A 20205-nucleotide genomic window follows, 5' to 3' on the forward strand; every position below is an offset into this window, starting at 1 on the left:
GAAAAAACCCGCGTAAGCGGGTTTTTTTTATTGAGTTTAGAAAATACTTTGAGTTTTTAAAGTTAAATATTCCCTTACATCTTTGGGGTAGCTCTGAATCATCTTTAAAAATATATCTCGATCACCTTGATATAAGGCACGTGTTGCTTCTTCGTAATTTGGCATATTGCCCAACATAGCAGACATAAAACGGTCGATAGCTTGTTTAGCGAGCATAATATTACCTTCAGAATTTGGGTTATTTAACTCTTTATCAATTAACTTGCGAATCACTGCTGATGCACTCGCACTTTGTTGATCTAACCAATCCCAATGTTTTTTCTGTAAAGTGATTTCACGCGAAATTACGCCAAGTTTAGGTCGTCCAACTTTTTTAATTTCTTCTGGTTCAGCATAACGTTGTTGAATTTCTTGTTCCGAACCAGAAAGATCAAGATCAATTTGTTGACCTGTTTGATCATTAAAAATCAGAATATTTTCTGTTGTTTTAGGAAGAGTTTTTAGTTTTTTTGCAAGTTCAATCAGAGAGTCACTCGCAATAAGTGTGCTTCCAGTGAAAGCAGTATAGGTGATTTTAGTATCCATTTTAGCCGCATATTTTTATCAGGGTAAAATAATATTATCAGGGTAAAATTAATTTAGCAAATAGTAAAAATCATAACCAAGAATTAACTGATTTTATGAGTGTGGTCTCTGAAATTAGGACTATAAAAATAGTCAAGATAATAGGCTATTTAAAATTTTACTCTGCTTTAGTAGCGCTTTTATGAGAGAATACGCCTTTAGTTGTATGTATAGAGACTCCTATGTTTGAGCAATCTCCTGAATCTTTAAGCGATATCGAAATTTTAGACATTTTACAGTCGATGAAAAAAGATAAGCTAGATACGGAAGCAAATGAGATTATCCGTAATGGGGGGAAAGCTGGGCGTCAAGAAGCACATAAGCAGGCTTTAGTTGCATTGAATGCAAACTTTGAAGAAAAATTTGTAGAAGCTGCTACGCTGGCATTAGGCTTGAATTCAGGTCAGGCGAAAAAGATCCGTTATAAAAAAGACCGTATCCGTATTTTTAAAGCACGTGGTATTGATTATTTAGCTATTGATGGTGCAGAAACCGCGCAGGTTTTAGCTCAAGTTGCTCAAGCGATTAGTCGTGAAGACGCGATCGTGACTGAAGGTCTACACAATATTTTTCCATTTTGGAAAGAAGGTTGGCCAATGGTTCAGTTTGATAATGCCTATAAAATTTTAGAAGAGGACATTACATTGCATTTTAACATTGTGTTAGATCACTTAATTGAATATATACAGAAATAAAAAAAGCCCCGATTGGGGCTTTTTTATTGCATATGAATAATTAAAGCGTGCTAAAGAGTGGGAAAACACCAATCACTAAAGCAGTACCCATTAATACCATACACGTTATGAATGCCCACTTTAAAGTGAATTTTTGATGGTCGGCAAAATCGACTTTAGCAAGACCACATAATAAATAGGTTGATGGAACAAGTGGTGAAAGTAAGTGTACAGGTTGACCTACAATCGAAGCACGAGCAATCGCTTCTGCACTAATACCATAATGTGAAGCGGCTTCAGCAAGAATTGGTAGTACACCATAGAAGAAAGCATCATTTGACATAAAGAATGTCAACGGCATACTCACTAAAGCAGTGATTGGTGCAAGATAAGGACCCATGCTTGGAGGAATCATTGCGACGAATTCTTTAGACATCGCCTCAACCATACCTGTGCCAGATAAAATACCTGTGAAAATACCTGCTGCGAAAATTAAGCCCACAACAGCTAAGACACTATCTGCATGCATTGCAATGCGCTTTTTCTGCATATCAACATCAGGGTAGTTAATGAGCATTGCGATACAGAAAGCTATCATGAACAACACAGACATAGGTAAAATGCCTTTGATCAAAGCAATCATGAGAATAATAGTAAGTACCATATTTACTTTGCGTAAATGTGGACGCGTCGCTTCAGGGTCTTTTGACACGGTAATATTGTCACCATGATGACTTTCAAGCTCAATCACGCCTAAACGTTTTTGCTCATAACGGCCATATAAATATGCCAAGAAGAATAACCAACCAATACTAATGATCATTGGAAGGATCATTGGTACGAAAATATGGCTTGGATCAACTTGTAATGCACTTGCAGCACGAGCAGTAGGACCACCCCATGGCGTTAGGTTCATTACACCACTACATAACAGCATAAGCGCAGTCATGATGAGTGTGTTCATTCCTAGACGTTGATAAAGTGGCAACATTGCAGCCACACAGATCATATAAGTGGTTGAGCCATCGCCATCTAAAGACACGAGAGTAGTTAAAAAGACTGTTCCTAGAGTAATTTTTAAAGGATCGCCTTTAACTTTTTTCAAAATCCATTTAACCGGTGGGTCGAAAAGACCTGCATCGATCATTAAGGCAAAATACAAAATTGCGAATAAAAGCATTACGCCAGTTGGCGCTAATTTTTTGATGCCATCCAGCATCATCTCACTGAGACCTTTAAGTTCAATGTGACTTAAACTTTCAAAGTAATGACCTAGGCCCCAAGCAATGAGAGAAAAAATAAACGGGATGAGAATTAAAGCAATAATAGGGCTTAAACGTTTGGACATGATTAAGTACATGAAGCACAAAATCATGCCAACACCAAGTAATGTCAGCATACAATCAATCCTTTGCCTATAGTTTTACTGAACAAGTTTATTCAAAACTCTGACCTTGGTTATTCTTATTAATTTTTATTAAAAAGACAAATAATATATTTAGTTTATTTGGTTAATATATATTCGTTTGAAGGGGTATATTTAAATGAAATACTGAACATATATATTAAGGTTATAGTGGTCTTATAATAAATGCATATCATTATAAAACAATATAAAGGTATTATAAAAATAAAAATTATATGGCATTTTTTGAAATTATATATATTTTGATGATTGAAATGAGAAGAAGAACCATTTAAAGATTGGCTTTGGTTTAAGTTACAGAAGTTTGTTTACAATGTAAATGGGACTTAATCATTTTATAGGCAGTTGAGAGATATAGATTATTTTATTAATTTTCAGTATTTAAGCTTTAATAGGGTTACCAAATAAAATAATAATACTTTTAAATTAAAAGAGCAAATTGAATAAATGAATCTAAAATAATTATTACACATATTTAAAAAAGTTATTTAGTTTTAAAAAAATACCCCAGCTAAATTGTGGGGTATTTAAATTAATAATGATTAGTTTTCATCAATTGATGAGTGTGTTTCGGTTTGTTCTAAAATTCGAGTTACAAGAAGTTGGTCAATTTTAAAATGGTCGACATCGACAACTTCAAATTTATAGCCACCAAATTCTACAAAATCTGCTGGACGCGGAATTTTACGTAAACGGTACATCATAAAACCTGCGAGTGTCTCATAGTTTTCTTCATCAGGCATTTCATCAATTTCAAGAGCATGTCTTAGGTCATCAATTGGTGTGCTGCCATCAATTAACCAAGAGTTATTATCACGTTTAATGATTTGCTGTTCTTCTTCAATAGGGGTAACCCAATCACCCATAACTGTAATCATGATATCACTTAATGTAATTACTCCTACAACAAGTGCATATTCATTGATAACGACAGCAAATTTCTCTTTTGTAGAGCGAAACCGGTCGAGTAGTTCAGAGAGTGTGAGGGTGTCGGGAATCATGAGTACAGTACGAATGGTAGACTCATTTAATTGAGTTGGTGATTGATTATTTAAAATGCGTACTAAGAAATCTTTAGCATCAACATAGCCAATGACTTGATCAATATTTTCATTACACACCAAAAATTTTGAATAAGGATATTCTGCTAATTTTTGTCGAATACTATCTTCATGTTCATTTAAGGTGAAATAAACGACGTTCTCGCGTGTCGTCATGCTTGAGGGTACTGTGCGTTCTTCTAATTCAAAAACATTTTCAATAAAGTGGTGCTCTTGTTTTTGAAGTACACCAGCTTGAGCACCTGCATCCATGACCGCTGAGATATCATCAAAAGTAATGTTATCTTCGCGTGTTGTATTGACTTTAAACAATCGAAATAACAGGTTCGCAATAGCATTAATTCCCCAAGCTAAGGGTTTACATACCTTAATAAAAACTTGAATCGGGTTAATAACGCTAATTGCAATTTTTTCAGGTGCAATCATTGCCAAACGTTTTGGCATGAGATCGGCGAATAAAATAAATAAGGAAGTTACTAAAGTGAAGGAGAGGGCAAAACCGATAGTTTGTGTCCAAGGGCCTTCATAAAAGCGGTCAACTAAAGTGACGAAAAAAGGACGAAAAGCAGCTTCACCCAAAATACCGCCTAAAATTGCAACTGCATTTAGGCCAATTTGAGAAGCTGCAAAAAAGTCGGCAGATTGTTCTTGTAGATCAAGTACTTGTTGGGCACGTTCTTCGCCAGCTTCGGCTAAAATTTTTAACTTTACTTTTCTGGCGCCAGCCAATGCAATTTCAGTTAAAGATAAAAAGCCTGCTGCGATGATGAGCAGTACGATGATAATGATATTTTGAAAGAGACTCACAAATCACCCGAGGTTCATCATTATTATGACTATGTTTTAACACAAAAAAGCGCTGAGGTAATCAGATTGATTGCTCAGCGCTTGAAGATAATGTCTAAAATCGACAATTAAATCAAAATTTACTTAATAGTGAGAAAATTGCGAATTATTTGTTAGAAATTCACGGTTTTCTTCTTCAATCATTTGACGAGCAACAAATAAAATAAGTTGGCGCAACCAGCGATGAGCTGGGTGATGATGTAATAATGGGCACCAAGCCATTTTAAGTTCAAATTCTGGAATATAAAAAGGAGGATCCTTTATAACCAGTTTTGGGTTTTGAGTTTGTAGGCGCGCCATCCGAGTTGGAAGGGTGGCAATCAGGTCAACATTTTGAGCAAGTAATGCTGGCATTTGGTAGTGACGAGTAAATACAGAAATTTTACGACGTTGACCAATACGTTCTAATGCTTGATCGATCCAGCCTAAACCGCCTTGTTTATCTGGATTTACCCCAAAGCCTACACCCATACCTGTTTTAGAGACCCAGATATGCTGTGCATCTAGATAACTTTTAAGATTCAAATGAGTTACAGCAGGGTGTTTGTCATTAAGAATACAGCTGAAACTATCACGCCACACTAAAACTTGGTGGAAACTTTGCGGTATTTCATTAAATCTATTGATCGCAAGATCGACTTTACCTTGTTCCATGTCTCTATAAGACACATCGCTTGGTGTAAGAAAGTCGAGTACAACATTTGGAGCTTCAGAGCGTAGAGCTTTGACAAGACGAGGAACTAAAGTTGCCTCGGCATAGTCAGATGTCATAATGCGGAAAACGCGATTACTTGTATAAGGGCGGAATTCGGTACGGGGTTCCAAAATCATGGAGAGATCAGAAAGGGCATCACGAATACGAGGTTGTAATTCAAGTGCACGTTCTGTTGGGGTCATCCCTTCAGAAGAACGGATAAGAAGCGGATCATTAAATAAATTACGTAAGCGACGTAAAATATTACTCATTGCAGGCTGAGTTACCCCAAGCTGTTCGGCTGCGCGCGTAACATTTTTTTCACGAAGAAGTACATCAAGATATATTAATAGATTAAGATCTACTCGCTCCAGATTCATAAAAAAAATACCGAAAATAAAACCCTGAAATTGTTTCAAATTATGCCATATTTAATAATCATTGTGTGAAAAAATGATGAGAAAAGCGACATTTTTTGTAGGAATTAGGTAGGGTTGAAAGGTGTTTCAAACGCACGATTTTATTGTCTTTGCTTAGTTTTGAATGTCTCAACTTTAAATAGAATATATTTATGGGTGACTTCTCAATTTCTAGCATATCAATTGACTTTTTGCATTGGCAAAAATAGCCTAATTTACAATTGACTTTTAGGTTTAAAAATGAGTGGAAAATCTCCGAAAATTGTATAAAAATAAGACTTAGTGAGTTTTTAGAATAAAACCCTATACTCCTTTAGGATAATTTTATTTTTATAAACAAAGTGTTAAAGTTTTTGGTTTTATCTATAATATCGATTTATTGGTATATTTTTTAAATAAATACTGAAGATTAACAAAGGATATTGGATTAATTGATTGGCTAAGTCTAAGCTGTGTTCATGAGGAAGCAGCTGGTGTCATAAGAAATTTAAGTAACGTGACTCTAGGCTTCAATCGATGAAATCCTAAAATGAATACAGGACAATATCATGACTACATATCAAACAGCGATTGATGCAGTACGTCAATTAAAAGCAAAATTCGGCAATACTTGGGCAGACATTAGCCCAGAAGATGCTGCTCGTATGCAACTTCAAAACCGTTTCAAAACTGGTTTAGATATTGCTAAGTATACAGCTGCGATTATGCGTCGTGATATGGCTGAATACGATGCTGACTCAAGCAAATACACTCAATCATTAGGTTGCTGGCATGGTTTCATCGCACAACAAAAAATGATTGCGAACAAAAAATATTTCGGTACTACAAGCAAACGTTATATCTACCTTTCTGGTTGGATGGTTGCTGCTCTTCGTTCTGAATTTGGTCCACTTCCTGACCAATCTATGCACGAAAAAACTTCTGTTCCTGCATTGATCGAAGAAATCTATACTTTCTTACGTCAAGCTGACGCAAAAGAATTAAACGATTTATTCCGTGCGCTTAAAAAAGCACAAGAAGCTGGTGATACTGCTAAAGCAGCTGAAATCACAGCTCAAATCGACAACTTTGAAACTCACGTTGTGCCAATTATTGCGGACATCGATGCTGGTTTCGGTAACGAAGAAGCAACTTACTTACTTGCTAAGAAAATGATCGAAGCTGGTGCTTGTGCGCTTCAAATCGAAAACCAAGTATCTGATGCTAAACAATGTGGTCACCAAGCTGGTAAAGTAACTGTTCCACACGAAGACTTCATCGCTAAGATCCATGCATTACGCTATGCATTCTTAGAAATGGGTCTTGAAGAAGGTATCATTGTTGCGCGTACTGACTCTGAAGGCGCTGACTTGACTCAAAAAATCCCAGTGGTTAAAGAGCCAGGTGACATCGCTTCTCAATACATCAGCTACTTAGATACTCAAGAAATTGACATTGCTGATGCTCAAGAAGATGAAATCTTAATCAAGCGTGATGGTAAATTACACCGTCCTAAGCGTTTACCTTCTGGCTTATATCAGTTCCGTGCTGACACTCAAATTGACCGTGTTGTACTTGACTGTGTGTCTAGCTTACAAAATGGTGCTGACCTTCTTTGGATCGAAACTGCGACTCCAAACGTAGAAGAAATCGCACACATGGTTAACCGTGTTAAAGAAGTTGTTCCAAATGCTAAGCTTGTTTATAACAACAGCCCATCATTCAACTGGACTTTAAACTTCCGTCAACAAGCTTATGACCGTTGGGTTGCTGAAGGTAAAGACGTTTCTGCATATGACCGCGCTAAATTAATGAGTGCTGAATATGACAACACGGAATTAGCTGCTGATGCTGATGACAAGATCCGTACTTTCCAAGCAGATGCTTCTCGTGAAGCGGGTGTGTTCCATCACTTGATCACACTTCCGACTTACCACACTGCTGCTCTTTCTACTCATGAGCTTGCACAAGGTTACTTCGGTTCTGAAGGTATGTTGGCTTATGTTGCTGGCGTACAACGTAAAGAAATCCGCGGTGGTATCGCTTGTGTTAAACACCAAGCAATGGCGGGTTCTGACATCGGTGATGATCACAAAGAAATCTTCTCTGGTGACAACGCTCTTAAAGCACATGACGATGCTAAAAACACAATGAACCAATTCGCAGCTCACTAAGAATTGATTCATAAAAAACCCGCTCAAATGAGCGGGTTTTTTTCATAACTAAAAAATTATTTTTTCAAAACATAGTGTTCGGCTAAAGAACCTTCAACTTTCTTACCTTCCATATCTAAAGCAGTTGCAGTGTTTTCACCGATAAAGAATTTACGGTTTTGGCCTTTATCATCTAAGGTAATAACTGAAGTATTATCTTTGTCAAAAGTAAACGTACCATGGGTTTCAAATGGTTTTGTATCGCCTTTACCAAGATAAGTTTCAGTCAGCTCGTAGGTTTTATCATCTTTAAGTTCTAATTCAGTTTTAATACCTTCACAGTCTGCGCATGGGAGAGTGCCTTTATATGTGCCGTCCCAATCGAGTGAGTTTTCCGCTGTGTGCGTGCTATCTACAGCATTGTTATTTGCTTCAGTCGTTTGTGCTGGAGCAGATGCTTGAGTTGTCGTGTCGGTTTTATTTTCATTTTTGCTACAAGCGGCAAGAAGGATACTTAAGAGTGCTACTGATAATAGTGTTTTTTTTATGATGATCTAAACCTCGGAAAATAAATAAAAAACAAGTAAACAGGCTATGAAATATAAGAGCCTAATAAAAGTTTAAGTATGTAATTTAATTTTAACAAAAGGTAAAGTGAGTAAGATTTAATCAAAAAGAGAAAGAAATAAAAATTAAAAAGAAAAATTAAGGTATCCACTAAAATTAATGAATACCTTTATTTATCAAGGTTGAGAAGAAACCCCACCTAAAGAATCACAAGCTGATTTATAAAGTTGATATTGTTGCTTTAAAACTTCATCTAGCGGCATGTCGAATAACTCTTCACCATTCTTGTAACTCTCTACATATGAAGTCGCTTTTTCTTTGCTTACCGCTAAAGATTGTTGGTAGTAAGTATTAATTGAGCTTGTTGCAATCTGACTTGTCTCAACATTTTTACATTCAAAATTATGGAGAATTTTTTCTGCACGTTTGACCTCACTAGATTGGCCAAAAATACACCCAGTTAAAAAGACAAGTGGTGTTAACACGAAAAAAAGTTTCATGGAGAGTAAGTATGGAAGCAACGGTGGGCGCTATTGTATAAATAATTCCAAGAGTTACTGTGCTTTTATGTTAGACATTGATGATTTTTTAACTCATTAAAATCGAAAAATTGTATCTAATTTTATCATTTTGCTTATTTTTATATTTGGTGCGTATTTTGCTTATAACTTTAGGCACTTATTTTGAACATATGAACCAGAATGAATCAGGTACAAACGTTTTCAAAAAAATCTTTAGCACCATTTTGGTATGCGCGATTAGAGCTCGGATTTTGTTTTGAAAATTCTCGCACCATAATGAGTCACAGAAAGCATCATGGCCCTGTAAGGGTGCAAAAAATGCTCTGGCCTGAAAAAACAGGTGTATGTCACGCCATTATTGTACATCCCCCCGCAGGAATCGCAGGAGGTGATCATCTTACTTTTCAAATCGAAACCAAAGATCAAGCTCATGCGGTTGTAACGACTCCTGGTGCGGGAAAGTGGTACAAAACCAATGGAAAGCAAGCCTTTCAGCATATTCATCTTCATGTGCGAGATCAGTCTATTCTGGAGTGGGTTCCGCAGGAATCTATGTTATTTGACGGAGCTCTAGCACACTCAGAAACTCATATTCATCTTGACCATGCTGCCAGTTTTATTGGCTGGGATATGTTGGTACTCGGGCGACAGGCACGCGCTGAACGTTTTGTGCAGGGAAGTTATCACAACCAGTTTAAGTTGTGGCGAGAACAAAAATTATTGGTTGCAGATACATTGTTTTTTGAGGGTGAAGACCGTTGGCTTAGTTCGTGTTTAGGTATGAATAATCAAGCCGTAATGGGAAGCTTTTGGGCGGTTGCTCCTGAGAAATATCGATCTTCATTTTATTTAGAACAACAGCTCGAACTCATTCGTGAATTGATGATGCGTATGCAAGCCCCTGTAACTTTAACGTTATTAGATGATGTAGTTTGTGCGCGTTTCTTGGGAAATGATGTCCGACATTGCCATGATGCTTTTGCGGCAATAAGAGCAAGATTAAGACATTATTGGTTTGATTTAGATGAAGAATTTCCGAGAATTTGGAGAACCTAATTTACGTTAAATTGCGTATTTAAAAAACGATTAAAACAAGTATGCTGCTTTTGAGCACGTATTTTGCTTAAAGAAAATTAGATGCTATTTAGGAAAGAGATATGGAACTCAATCCAACAGAAAAAGATAAATTACTTATTTTTACCGCAGGACTAGTTGCTGAGCGCCGTAAAGCTCGTGGTTTGAAACTAAATTATCCCGAAGCTATCGCTTTTATTTCTGCTGCTTTGCTTGAAGGGGCGAGGGACGGTATGACGGTGAGTGACTTGATGCATTACGGTACAACTTTATTAAAGCGCGAAGATGTGATGGATGGTGTGCCAGAAATGATTGCTGAGGTTCAGGTCGAAGCAACTTTTCCTGATGGCTCGAAGTTAGTCACTGTTCATCAGCCAATCGTATAAAAGGAACGCTTATGATCCCCGGTGAAATCATTACTCCAGATGCTGATATTGAACTGAATGTTGGGCGGCAAACTTTAAAAGTTGTAGTTGCCAACATTGGCGATCGGCCTATTCAGGTGGGTTCTCATTTTCATTTTTATGAAGCAAATGATGCATTACAGTTTAATCGCGAAATGGCGAAGGGTTTTCGACTAAATATTGCAGCTGGTACAGCGATACGTTTTGAACCTGGACAAAGTCGGGAGGTTGAGCTTGTTGCTTTAGCGGGTAAGCGAGAAGTTTATGGTTTTGCAGGCCGAGTTATGGGCAAGCTGGACTAGACATAACAACGATAATGAAAGAGATGAGTAGTAAGTTATGAAAATGTCACGTCGTGCATATGCTGAGATGTTTGGTCCAACGGTTGGAGATCGTATTCGCTTGGCTGATACAGAGCTTTTTATTGAGGTTGAGCAAGATTTAACGACTTATGGTGAAGAAGTTAAGTTTGGCGGTGGCAAAGTCATTCGTGATGGAATGGGGCAATCTCAACTTTTAGCTGATGAAGTTGCCGACACTGTGATTACCAATGCTTTGATTGTGGATTGGTGGGGAATTATAAAGGCGGATGTTGGTTTAAAAAATGGTCGAATCTGGAAAATAGGGAAAGCTGGAAATCCTGATATTCAACCTGACATTACCATTCCTTTAGGTGCTGCAACAGAAGTGATTGCGGGTGAAGGGCAAATTTTAACGGCAGGTGGTATTGATACTCACATCCACTGGATTTGTCCTCAACAAGTTGAAACTGCACTTATGTCGGGTACAACAACAATGGTGGGTGGCGGAACAGGACCTGCGGCTGGAACTTCAGCAACGACAGTAACTCCAGGTCCTTGGCATATTGCGACTATGTTGCAGGCGATTGATGATTTGCCTATGAATATTGGCCTGTTAGGCAAAGGTAATTTGAGTTTGCCAGACCCAATTCGAGAGCAAATTAAAGCTGGTGTAATTGGGTTAAAACTACATGAAGACTGGGGCTCAACACCAGCAGCTATTGATAACTGCTTGAGTGTGGCGGATGAGTTTGATGTGCAGGTCGCTATTCATACAGATACTTTAAATGAAGGTGGTTTTTTAGAAGAAACACTGGCTGCGTTTAAAGATCGCACGATTCATACGTACCATACCGAAGGTGCGGGTGGTGGGCATGCACCTGACATTTTAAAAGCAATTGGACAAAGTAATGTCTTGCCATCTTCGACCAACCCAACACGACCTTATACGATCAATACTATTGATGAGCATTTAGATATGCTCATGGTTTGCCATCATTTGGATCCAGCAATTGCTGAAGATATCGCTTTTGCTGAAAGTCGTATTCGCCGTGAAACCATTGCCGCCGAAGATATTTTGCAAGATTTGGGCGCAATTTCGATGATGTCTTCTGACTCTCAGGCAATGGGCCGCGTAGGCGAAGTGATTTTACGTACTTGGCAAACTGCACATAAAATGAAAGTTCAACGTGGTCCTCTAGATGGTGATAATGAGTTTCATGATAACAATCGCGTTAAACGCTACATTGCCAAATATACAATTAACCCAGCAATTACCCATGGTTTAAGCCATGAAGTGGGTTCGATTGAGGCTGGAAAACTTGCTGATCTGGTGTTATGGAAGCCTGCTTTTTTTGGTGTAAAACCTTCCATGATTATTAAAGGTGGCATGATTGCAGCGGCACCGATGGGTGACATTAATGCTTCAATTCCGACACCTCAACCCGTGCATTATCGCCCAATGTTTGGGGCTTATCCGCGTGGTGTACATAACACCTGTATTACCTTTTTATCTCAAGTGGCAATTGATGAAAAAGTTGCTGATAAACTAAATCTTAAAAAGTTAATTAGCCCATGTAAAAACACGCGTGCAATTACTAAAGCCGATATGAAGCACAACACATATTGTCCAGTTATGCATGTTCATCCTGAAACTTATGAGGTGCGGGCTGATGGTGAATTATTAACGTGTGAACCTGCTGATGTGTTACCGATGGCACAGCGTTATTTCTTATTTTGATAAGTTTTATAGAGATGATTTGCCTCATTACTCTAGATATGAAAGAAATAAATAAGGAGAGAAAAGCTAAATGAAAATCTATACCCAACGTCTTGAAGATATTTCTCCTGATCAGGCATTTGAAACAGTTGAATTGACTTTTGATACCCGTCAAAAATCACGATTCCGAGCGGCTTTGGCAAGTGGCATCGATATTGGTGCTGATTTACCACGTACTGGCATTTTGCGTAGTGGCTCATATATTGCAACGCAAGAGGGGGAGGTATTACGTGTGGATGCCAAGCCTGAACGGTTAATGCAAGTCACTGCTCAAACCGATTTTGATTTGCTTAAAGCTGCCTATCACTTAGGGAATAGACATGTGCCATTAATGCTGACACCTACAGCTTTGTATTTTGAGCCTGATCATGTGCTCGCAGAAATGGTAGAAGGTTTGGGACTTACGGTGACAGAAACCGATCATCCGTTTGAACCTGAAAGTGGGGCTTATGCGCAGCATAGTCATGACCATCGTTTAAGCCCGATTAAAGCTTTGCACCATGTCCATTCATAGCGCCGCGCAATTATTGCAATTACTGACACTGTCTTCTACGGCATTGCCAGTTGGGGCGTATTGTTATTCGCAAGGTGTAGAAACGGCAATTGATATTGGCCTAATACATGATGAAACCTCGGCAATTGCTTACTTTGAAGAAGTACTTGAGATGTTGTTGGTAAGATTTGAGCTACCCGTATTAAAGCGTCTTATGCAATATCATGATGACTCAGAACAATTTTTGGTTTGGGCAAATTTGTATAAGGCGAGTCGAGAAAGTAAAGAACTTTTGGCAGAATCGCAACAGCTGGCATTTTCTTTAAATGCGTGGATTAAAGATGTTTTAAAAAAAACAGTTGAGGTTAAAAAGCAGTTTGGTTTCGTACCAGTCTATGCACAGCTTTGTGGCCGACTCGAACTCAACGACATGGATGTACTTACGGCTTATACCTTCACTGTTTTAGAAAATCAGGTTTTAGCCGCAGTAAAAACTGTTCCTTTAGGACAAATGGCTGGGCAAAGAATTTTATGGCACTTGCATGGTTTAGTACCACAAGCGGTAGAGAAAGCTTTGAAGCTGAAGGACGAGCAATTGAGTAGTGCTTTACCTCGTTATGCCATGCTGAGCATGAAACACGAAACACAATATTCACGGTTATTCAGATCTTAAGTTTAGGAAAAAAGGATAAAAATCATGACAGAACGTAGTCCATTACGAGTTGGAATTGGCGGACCAGTGGGTTCGGGTAAGACAGCACTTACACTTAATTTATGTTTAGCCTTGCGTAATAAATACAATATGGCTGTGGTGACAAATGATATTTATACCAAAGAAGACTCAAACTTTTTAACCCGTAATGAAGCGATGTCGCCAGATCGTATTGTGGGTGTTGAAACAGGTGGTTGTCCGCATACAGCAATTCGTGAAGATGCTTCAATTAACTTGGCTGCAATTGATGATTTGTGTGAAAAATTTGAAGGTTTAGAACTCATTATCATTGAAAGTGGTGGTGATAATTTGGCGGCAACATTTAGTCCAGAGCTTTCTGATTTAACTTTATATGTTATTGATGTGGCAGGCGGTGAAAAGATTCCTCGTAAAGGTGGGCCGGGCATTACTAAGTCAGATTTACTCATTATTAATAAAACTGATCTTGCGCCAATGGTAGGTGCAAACCTTGATGTCATGGATCAAGATGCGAAACGCATGCGTGGTGAAAAACCATTTTTATTTTCAAACATGAAAACACAAGATGGGCTTGAAGAAATTATTCAATTTATTGAGAAACAAGGGCTGTTTAAAGCTTAAGGAGAGATTATGGACTTCATGAAAAAATGGAGTGTGGCACTCCTTTCATTATTGCCGGCTCTTGCAATGGCTCATCCAGGACATGACCATGCACATTCTGGTTTTATGGCAGGTTTTATTCATCCTTTTACTGGCCTAGATCATTTAGTCATGGCTTTAGGTTTTGGTGTCTTGTTGTGGTCAGCAACTAAACAGTGGAAAATTGCTGGAGCCATTGCCTTAAGTATTATCTTAATTATAGGCTTTTTAGTAGGTGCTCAGGGTTTGATACCAGTTAATATAGCTGAATACGGCATCGTTGCTTCTTTAGTTATTACAGCGATTGCGCTATGGAAAAAATCAAATAAAGTTTTACCAATTGCCGCGGCATTACTTGCAAGCTTCCATGGTATGGCTCATGGTGTTGAGTTAGCACATGCGGGCCATATTGTTTCATTAGTAACAGGTATGGTTGCAGGTATGGCGCTTATCTATTTGGGTGGGGTGGTGTTGGGTGCTGTGCTTAGCCGATATGTGCCTTATGGCAAAAAAATTATGGGTACTTGCGCAGCAATTGTTGCAGTCATTGGTTTAAGTTAATTAAAACCTTGCAAAAAAAGGTAGCTTTGAGCTACCTTTTTGGATTTGCAAAATAAAATGTGTGTGCATAAAAGTATTTATACTGTTTTTACAGCGCTGATTATCTTTTACAGTGGATATGTTCAGGCCTATGATTTTTTTCAACAAGAAAGTGATTCTACTTTACTAGATACAGACCAGTTGTTAGATCAATCAGATTTAAACTTGGAACAAAGGCGGTTAGCCATTGAGCATGATGATGAAGTTAATAACTATAATGTGCTCAAAAACGAGTTTTATTCAAATGAGCGTTGGGTAATTTATAATTATACAGCCTATGATACCGGGCAACTTCAGAATAAAAACAGTAATGGTTTTACGAATCATATTAATATTCAAGATTTATCTATTTCAGTTGGATATGGAGTTAATTATAGTGTTAATCCAAGACTGAAAATTGGTTATGAATATATTTCGAGTTTTCCTTATGATCGAGGTCAACTCATACGATTTTTTACGATCTATTTATTCTGAAATACGAAATAAAAATAATCTAATTCAAATAAATAGATCAGGTAAATTAATTCGCCATAAAATCCTACATGTTTAAATTTTCTGATAAAGCCCTGCGTGAACTGTACCAGCTTTAGTGATTTTAACTTGTTGCCATGTGGCAGGAAGGTGAAGCTGGGATAAATCTCGGTCAGCTTCAATATAAATATACCCATTCTTTTTAATATGAGGCTCGGCCAAGTTCGAGAGTTCATGCCATAAATCAAGACTATAAGGTGGATCTAAAAAAACCACATCGAACTGTTCTTTTAAGCGGGGGAGAGCTTGTTGAGCCGTTGCGTTAATTAGATGACAATTTTGGGCTTTTAATAGTTCAATATTATCTTTTAAAAATCGTGCCTGAGTCTTATCTGGCTCAATCATATAAACAGATGCAGCACCACGTGACAGAGCCTCAAAACCTAATGCACCAGAACCTGTACAGATGTCGAGAACTTGAGCATTTTGAATATCCCACATGAGCCAGTTAAATAGAGTTTCGCGTACTCTATCTGGTGTTGGACGTAGACCTTCAATGCTAGCGAAGGGAAGTACTCGTCTTTTCCATTCGCCACCAATTATACGTAATTGATTTTTCATTATTCATCTGCCTCATTGGTAGCAGGACGAGCAGGAGCAGCCTGTGGTGTTGATGCTGCTGGTTTGTTGGTGGTAGCTATAGCCGCTGCTGGGCCAGAACTTTCACCGCCGCTTGGAAGTTCACCTGGTTTAATTCCTGCTGTCATTAGCCCGCCATTTACTTGGTGATTTGCTGGACGAATCGGGTTTTTCTTACGGGTTAATAACCAGTAATCAAACACAGGTCTTGCAAGTTTAGCAGCAGAGCCACCATGACGACCATTTTCCCAAATGACTGCAATCGCAATTTCAGGTTTGTCAGCAGGGGCAAATCCAACAAATAAACCATGGTCAAGCTGACGCTCAGTCAAGGCTGCTTCATTATAACGTTTACCCTGTGCAATACTCTTAACCTGTGCTGTACCTGTTTTTCCTGCAATTTGATAGAGGGGAGTGCGAATACCACGACCGGTACCTGATTGAATTACATCAATCATGGCATCACGCATTTGAATCCAGTCTTCATCTGTTCCGTTAAAGTTGATTTTGCCATCAGGTGCATTACGTACTGTAAAAGGTTTTGCACCATGAGTTGCGCGTAAAACATGAGGTGTTACATGAGAACCATGATTCGCAGTAATTGCTGTTGCCATCGCAAGCTGCAATGGAGTGGCTGTAAACGCGCCTTGACCAATACTGACAGAAATAGTTTCGCCCTTCATCCATTTCGTTTTACGCGTACGCATTTTCCATTCAGGACTTGGATAAAGGCCTTCACTTTCACTTGGTAAATCGACCCCTGTTTTTTGACCAAATCCAAATTGACGCATCCATTGGTTCATTTGATCAATGCCCATTTGATGGGCAAGAATATAAAAATAGGTATCACAGGATTGCACAATGGCTTTATGCATATTCACGATGCCATGACCAGATTTTTTCCAGTCACGGAACTTATGTGAATCACCAGGTAAGTGGAAATAACCAGGGTCAGAAATTGCTGTTGACCAGTCTACAATACTGTAGTGTAAACCACCCATTGCCTCCATTGGCTTGATGGTAGAACCGGGTGGATATACACCTTGCACAGCGCGGTTATAGAGTGGTTGATCTAAATTATCTCGTAGTGAACTGTAGTCAGTATGACTAATGCCAGTCACAAACAAATTAGGGTTAAAACTTGGGCTAGACACTAACGCTAGAATTTCACCCGTACGAGGATCAATGGCGACAATAGCTCCACGACGACCTGCAAGCTGTTGAGAAGCGACAACTTGTAAACCATAGTCTAAAGATAAATAGAGGTCATTACCGCGAGTAGGATCTTTGCGGCCTAAATGACGTAATACATTGCTATGCGCATCTGCTTCAACAGATTCATAACCGGGTGTTCCGTGCAATAGGTCTTCATAGCTTTTTTCAACGCCAATTTTTCCAATTAGGTTGGTCCCAGCATATAAGTCTTTATCAATACTTTTTAATTCTTTGTCGTTGATACGCCCGACATAGCCAATCACATGGGCAAATAACTCACCGTGTGGATAATAACGAGTCATTTGTGTCTCGATTCTTACACCCGGAAACTTATATTTGGCTTCACTAAATTTAGCAATATTGGCTTCAGTTAGATTAAGTTTAATCGCGACGCGTTCAGTTTTACGGGCAGTTTTTATACGGCTTTTAAAACGGTCAATATCTTCTTGTGTTAAATCTAAAATAGGCTGTAATTGCTCAACAACATGGTCGGCATCTTCTACATCTGTTTTACTTAAAGTTGCTGTAAAAACAGGATAGTTATCTGCTAGTAATACACCGTTTCGGTCATAGATATAACCACGAGCAGGCGGAAGTGGTTGTAAGCGAATTCGGTTTTTGTCAGATGCAGTCGAGAATTCGTCGTAGTGAAAAATTTGCAGGTAAGCGTATCGGCTAATTAAGACTAATAAGCAGATGGTCACGATCCCTACGGCAAAAAAGATACGACCTCGATAAATGCGCTTTTCTTGCTGGATATCTTTTAAAGGAAAGTGCTGTTTCATAAGGATCGACTTAATGACATAGGGTAGAAAAATAGCTGCTTATTCTAACGCAAGAGCACTTAAAATATTGCATAATTTTCAAAGTTTCATTGCATTTTAATAAGATACTTTTTGACTTTGCAGACAACAAAATTGTAGATACTTGTATATAAGAAGCAAAATAATTCTGTTAAAGTCTCTCATTCAATAGAATAGGGTTGTTCTCACCATACGATTAGGGAAAATGGAGAAAATAATGAGAAAAATTTATCCCTTACTTGCAGTTTTGACAGTAAGTAGTTGGGCCCATGCTCAAGACTACTCGTTTCTTCCGGAAGCAAAATTAGCAGGACATACGGCATCTACGTGGAATGTGGGTGCAGGCGTTACTCAAAAATTATTACATCTAAATGGTGAGTGGGTAAATCCGTATGGTATTGCCTATGCGAAAGCCGGCGCATTTTTGAATGGTGACAAAACCGCTGGTGGTCAAGTTGGCTTCCGATATCCTTATTATCTTACTGGCACAGACAAAAATGGTTACTATATCGGTTTCTATGCTGGTCATCTTGATAGTAAAGAGGTCGATGGTGATTTTAAATCCCGTTTAGGTGCGGGTGTTGATTTGGCCTATGTGTGGTTAAATTCAGAAAGAATTAGCACTTTTAGTGTGGGTATCGGTACGGCTGAAAAATTAACTGACCAGAACGGAAATGTTGCTGCAGATACTAAACCACAAATTCAATTTTCTTATTCTCTAAGTTTTGGTTTATAAAACAAAGCAGTTTATCGTTAACTCGCCATAAGCAGAGCACAAATAAATACGAGAGTCTTACATGTTAGAGTACGTCAGTGGATTGTGGCAGACCTTTTTACACAGACCTGATTTTTGGGCCGTTTTGAGTATTATTCCCGTAACGGCTTTTGTCACATGGGCACATGTGTGGATGGCTTTAAAAATGGTATTTTACCCAATTAAATTTTGGGGATTCCATTTAGGACCATTGCCGGTAGGTTGGCAAGGTATCGTGCCACGTAAAGCAGGACGTATCTCTGGGATTATTACCGATAACACTTTATCTAAATTAGGTTCATTGCGTGAATTTTTAGAAGCAATGGATCCTGAAGATATGGCGCGTATTATTGGTGAACAAGTCGGTTTTGAACTTGAACATCTTATTGATGAAGTCATGATCGATCGTAATGCCGTACTTTGGGAAAATTTACCTTATTCAATTAAACGCCGTATTTATGCTCAAGCACATAAGCAATTGCCGGGTGTGCTAAAAGAATTAGTGACTGAGCTGACCATGAATGTAGAGTCACTGGTTAACATGCGTGAAATGGTCGTGAGCCAGATGGAAGGTGATCGCCGTTTAATGGTACGTATGTTCTTAAAGGTTGGTCAAAAAGAAATTAATTTTATTTGGCATATTAGTGCACTAATTGGGATGTTCTTTGGTATTTTCCAAATGGTGGTTTGGTTTGTAGTACCATGGCACTGGACAGTACCATTTTGGGCTGCAATTTGGGGCTTTTTAACTAACTGGATCGCAATCTGGATGGTGTTTAACCCAATTGAGCCGCATTATATTCGTTATCCACAGATTTTTAGATTAACAAAAGATCGTAAGTTTCCATGGATTGTACCAGTTCTTCGAATTGGGACCTATAATGTCCAAGGCGCTTTTATGAAGCGTCAAGAGGAAGTCTCTGATGTGTTTTCGAGCGTAGTCACAGAAGATCTGATCACGTTAAAATCGATTATGACCGAAATGATGTACGGGCCGCGTAAAGATAAAACGCGCCGCATTGTTAAGCGTCATATTAACGAAATCATGGAAACACCGTTAGTTCGCACCTCTTTACAGCTTTCTTTAGGGCCAAGAGAGTACGCAAGATTAAAGACGGACTTGATTGATCGTTCAATTGAAATTACGATGGGACCCGTATGTGACCCAGCACTGAACGCAAGCCGGGCACAGAAGATTTTTCAAATGTTTAAAGAGCGTATTCGTGAACTAACACCAAAAGAATTTCAGAATTTATTACGTCCTGCATTTCAGGAGGATGAGTGGATTCTTATTGTACTAGGTGGGGTAACCGGATTTATTGCTGGTACAATACATTTGTTTGTGGCTTTCTTATAATTCGATGTCAGGCAGGATCTAT

21 protein-coding genes are annotated in these 20205 nt (G+C 38.5%); 13 read left to right on the plus strand and 8 right to left on the minus strand.

The genetic code is table 11. The annotated features are described in order from the left end of the window. Positions 1-36: 36 nt before the first annotated feature. A complete protein-coding gene (locus tag RFW85_RS10170; RefSeq protein ID WP_170248908.1) occupies positions 37-585 on the minus strand; it encodes a DUF2239 family protein in 549 nt (182 codons plus the stop codon). A 221-nt stretch (positions 586-806) separates the two neighbouring features. On the opposite strand from RFW85_RS10170, the gene RFW85_RS10175 reads away from it, so the two are divergent. Further along, positions 807-1319 carry a hypothetical protein gene (locus tag RFW85_RS10175; protein ID WP_170248909.1) on the plus strand — a complete coding sequence of 171 codons (513 nt, stop codon included), beginning with the start codon at positions 807-809 and terminating at the stop codon, positions 1317-1319. A gap of 40 nt (positions 1320-1359) precedes the next feature. On the opposite strand, the gene RFW85_RS10180 is transcribed toward RFW85_RS10175, so the two are convergent. The 3 genes from RFW85_RS10180 to RFW85_RS10190 all read right to left on the minus strand — a co-directional run bounded on the left by RFW85_RS10180 (position 1360) and on the right by RFW85_RS10190 (position 5705). After that, positions 1360-2697, minus strand: a complete 1338-nt coding sequence (locus RFW85_RS10180; RefSeq protein ID WP_170248910.1) for a CitMHS family transporter — start codon at positions 2695-2697, stop codon at positions 1360-1362. Between the two features lie 569 nt (positions 2698-3266). Continuing rightward, the gene (locus tag RFW85_RS10185) at positions 3267-4592 is read right to left on the minus strand and encodes a hemolysin family protein (protein WP_002117726.1); all 1326 of its coding nucleotides are present in this window, start codon (positions 4590-4592) and stop codon (positions 3267-3269) included. Between the two features lie 123 nt (positions 4593-4715). Beyond that, complete coding sequence (locus RFW85_RS10190) at positions 4716-5705, minus strand: LysR family transcriptional regulator (protein WP_004703082.1); 990 nt, start codon at positions 5703-5705, stop codon at positions 4716-4718. A gap of 587 nt (positions 5706-6292) precedes the next feature. Between RFW85_RS10190 and RFW85_RS10195 the strand changes: the two genes are divergently transcribed. Further along, the gene (locus RFW85_RS10195) at positions 6293-7897 is read left to right on the plus strand and encodes an isocitrate lyase (RefSeq protein WP_002117581.1); all 1605 of its coding nucleotides are present in this window, start codon (positions 6293-6295) and stop codon (positions 7895-7897) included. A gap of 56 nt (positions 7898-7953) precedes the next feature. Here RFW85_RS10195 and RFW85_RS10200 read toward each other — a convergent pair whose 3' ends face one another. Both RFW85_RS10200 and RFW85_RS10205 read right to left on the minus strand, forming a co-directional pair. Beyond that, positions 7954-8424, minus strand: coding sequence for a copper resistance protein NlpE N-terminal domain-containing protein (locus tag RFW85_RS10200; protein WP_309171519.1), 471 nt, complete (start codon positions 8422-8424; stop codon positions 7954-7956). A 195-nt stretch (positions 8425-8619) separates the two neighbouring features. Beyond that, the gene (locus tag RFW85_RS10205) at positions 8620-8943 is read right to left on the minus strand and encodes a hypothetical protein (RefSeq protein WP_171545271.1); all 324 of its coding nucleotides are present in this window, start codon (positions 8941-8943) and stop codon (positions 8620-8622) included. Positions 8944-9144: 201 nt separating this feature from the next. Here RFW85_RS10205 and RFW85_RS10210 point away from each other — a divergent pair, with 201 nt between their 5' ends. From RFW85_RS10210 to RFW85_RS10250, 9 genes are all read left to right on the plus strand, one after another. Further along, complete coding sequence (locus RFW85_RS10210; protein ID WP_216076564.1) at positions 9145-10020, plus strand: urease accessory protein UreD; 876 nt, start codon at positions 9145-9147, stop codon at positions 10018-10020. A gap of 101 nt (positions 10021-10121) precedes the next feature. Then, on the plus strand, positions 10122-10424 hold the full coding sequence (gene ureA / locus RFW85_RS10215) for an urease subunit gamma (protein WP_002117495.1): 303 nt from the start codon (positions 10122-10124) through the stop codon (positions 10422-10424). 11 nt (positions 10425-10435) lie between these two features. After that, on the plus strand, positions 10436-10744 hold the full coding sequence (locus RFW85_RS10220) for an urease subunit beta (protein ID WP_086264893.1): 309 nt from the start codon (positions 10436-10438) through the stop codon (positions 10742-10744). A 37-nt stretch (positions 10745-10781) separates the two neighbouring features. Further along, entirely contained in the window at positions 10782-12482 is a 1701-nt protein-coding gene (gene ureC / locus RFW85_RS10225) for an urease subunit alpha (protein WP_170248912.1), read from the plus strand. A 70-nt stretch (positions 12483-12552) separates the two neighbouring features. Then, positions 12553-13035 (plus strand): urease accessory protein UreE, encoded by a 483-nt coding sequence (gene ureE / locus RFW85_RS10230; protein WP_086264895.1) that lies wholly within the window; start codon positions 12553-12555, stop codon positions 13033-13035. Then, entirely contained in the window at positions 13022-13687 is a 666-nt protein-coding gene (locus RFW85_RS10235; RefSeq protein WP_086264896.1) for an urease accessory protein UreF, read from the plus strand. The genes ureE and RFW85_RS10235 overlap by 14 nt, the downstream gene beginning before the upstream one ends. 24 nt (positions 13688-13711) lie before the next feature. Continuing rightward, entirely contained in the window at positions 13712-14326 is a 615-nt protein-coding gene (ureG, locus tag RFW85_RS10240; protein ID WP_002117800.1) for an urease accessory protein UreG, read from the plus strand. A 9-nt stretch (positions 14327-14335) separates the two neighbouring features. Further along, a complete protein-coding gene (locus RFW85_RS10245; RefSeq protein WP_170248913.1) occupies positions 14336-14905 on the plus strand; it encodes a HupE/UreJ family protein in 570 nt (189 codons plus the stop codon). Between the two features lie 57 nt (positions 14906-14962). Further along, a complete protein-coding gene (locus RFW85_RS10250) occupies positions 14963-15418 on the plus strand; it encodes a hypothetical protein (RefSeq protein WP_170248967.1) in 456 nt (151 codons plus the stop codon). Positions 15419-15490: 72 nt separating this feature from the next. On the opposite strand, the gene rsmD is transcribed toward RFW85_RS10250, so the two are convergent. Together rsmD and mrdA are read right to left on the minus strand one after the other, a co-directional pair. Further along, positions 15491-16036 (minus strand): 16S rRNA (guanine(966)-N(2))-methyltransferase RsmD, encoded by a 546-nt coding sequence (gene rsmD, locus RFW85_RS10255; RefSeq protein WP_170248914.1) that lies wholly within the window; start codon positions 16034-16036, stop codon positions 15491-15493. After that, positions 16036-18054 (minus strand): penicillin-binding protein 2, encoded by a 2019-nt coding sequence (gene mrdA, locus RFW85_RS10260; RefSeq protein WP_170248915.1) that lies wholly within the window; start codon positions 18052-18054, stop codon positions 16036-16038. Before mrdA ends, rsmD begins: the two co-directional genes overlap by 1 nt. 235 nt (positions 18055-18289) lie before the next feature. Between mrdA and RFW85_RS10265 the strand changes: the two genes are divergently transcribed. Together RFW85_RS10265 and RFW85_RS10270 are read left to right on the plus strand one after the other, a co-directional pair. Further along, a complete protein-coding gene (locus RFW85_RS10265) occupies positions 18290-18808 on the plus strand; it encodes a hypothetical protein (protein WP_170248916.1) in 519 nt (172 codons plus the stop codon). Between the two features lie 61 nt (positions 18809-18869). After that, complete coding sequence (locus tag RFW85_RS10270; RefSeq protein ID WP_005070566.1) at positions 18870-20183, plus strand: membrane protein; 1314 nt, start codon at positions 18870-18872, stop codon at positions 20181-20183. Positions 20184-20205: the final 22 nt, after the last annotated feature.

Origin of the sequence: Acinetobacter sp. 12966 (genome assembly GCF_031196995.1) — a bacterium.
In the GTDB taxonomy this organism is placed as follows: domain Bacteria; phylum Pseudomonadota; class Gammaproteobacteria; order Pseudomonadales; family Moraxellaceae; genus Acinetobacter; species Acinetobacter geminorum.

Coding starts and splice junctions, on each gene's coding strand:
- RFW85_RS10170 (WP_170248908.1), bottom strand. CDS start 585: ATGGATACTAAAATCACCTATACTGCTTTCACTGGAAGCACACTTATT.
- RFW85_RS10175 (WP_170248909.1), top strand. CDS start 807: ATGTTTGAGCAATCTCCTGAATCTTTAAGCGATATCGAAATTTTAGAC.
- RFW85_RS10180 (WP_170248910.1), bottom strand. CDS start 2,697: ATGCTGACATTACTTGGTGTTGGCATGATTTTGTGCTTCATGTACTTA.
- RFW85_RS10190 (WP_004703082.1), bottom strand. CDS start 5,705: ATGAATCTGGAGCGAGTAGATCTTAATCTATTAATATATCTTGATGTA.
- RFW85_RS10195 (WP_002117581.1), top strand. CDS start 6,293: ATGACTACATATCAAACAGCGATTGATGCAGTACGTCAATTAAAAGCA.
- RFW85_RS10205 (WP_171545271.1), bottom strand. CDS start 8,943: ATGAAACTTTTTTTCGTGTTAACACCACTTGTCTTTTTAACTGGGTGT.
- RFW85_RS10210 (WP_216076564.1), top strand. CDS start 9,145: ATGAATCAGGTACAAACGTTTTCAAAAAAATCTTTAGCACCATTTTGG.
- ureA (WP_002117495.1), top strand. CDS start 10,122: ATGGAACTCAATCCAACAGAAAAAGATAAATTACTTATTTTTACCGCA.
- RFW85_RS10220 (WP_086264893.1), top strand. CDS start 10,436: ATGATCCCCGGTGAAATCATTACTCCAGATGCTGATATTGAACTGAAT.
- ureC (WP_170248912.1), top strand. CDS start 10,782: ATGAAAATGTCACGTCGTGCATATGCTGAGATGTTTGGTCCAACGGTT.
- ureE (WP_086264895.1), top strand. CDS start 12,553: ATGAAAATCTATACCCAACGTCTTGAAGATATTTCTCCTGATCAGGCA.
- RFW85_RS10235 (WP_086264896.1), top strand. CDS start 13,022: ATGTCCATTCATAGCGCCGCGCAATTATTGCAATTACTGACACTGTCT.
- ureG (WP_002117800.1), top strand. CDS start 13,712: ATGACAGAACGTAGTCCATTACGAGTTGGAATTGGCGGACCAGTGGGT.
- RFW85_RS10245 (WP_170248913.1), top strand. CDS start 14,336: ATGGACTTCATGAAAAAATGGAGTGTGGCACTCCTTTCATTATTGCCG.
- RFW85_RS10250 (WP_170248967.1), top strand. CDS start 14,963: ATGTGTGTGCATAAAAGTATTTATACTGTTTTTACAGCGCTGATTATC.
- rsmD (WP_170248914.1), bottom strand. CDS start 16,036: ATGAAAAATCAATTACGTATAATTGGTGGCGAATGGAAAAGACGAGTA.
- mrdA (WP_170248915.1), bottom strand. CDS start 18,054: ATGAAACAGCACTTTCCTTTAAAAGATATCCAGCAAGAAAAGCGCATT.
- RFW85_RS10265 (WP_170248916.1), top strand. CDS start 18,290: ATGAGAAAAATTTATCCCTTACTTGCAGTTTTGACAGTAAGTAGTTGG.
- RFW85_RS10270 (WP_005070566.1), top strand. CDS start 18,870: ATGTTAGAGTACGTCAGTGGATTGTGGCAGACCTTTTTACACAGACCT.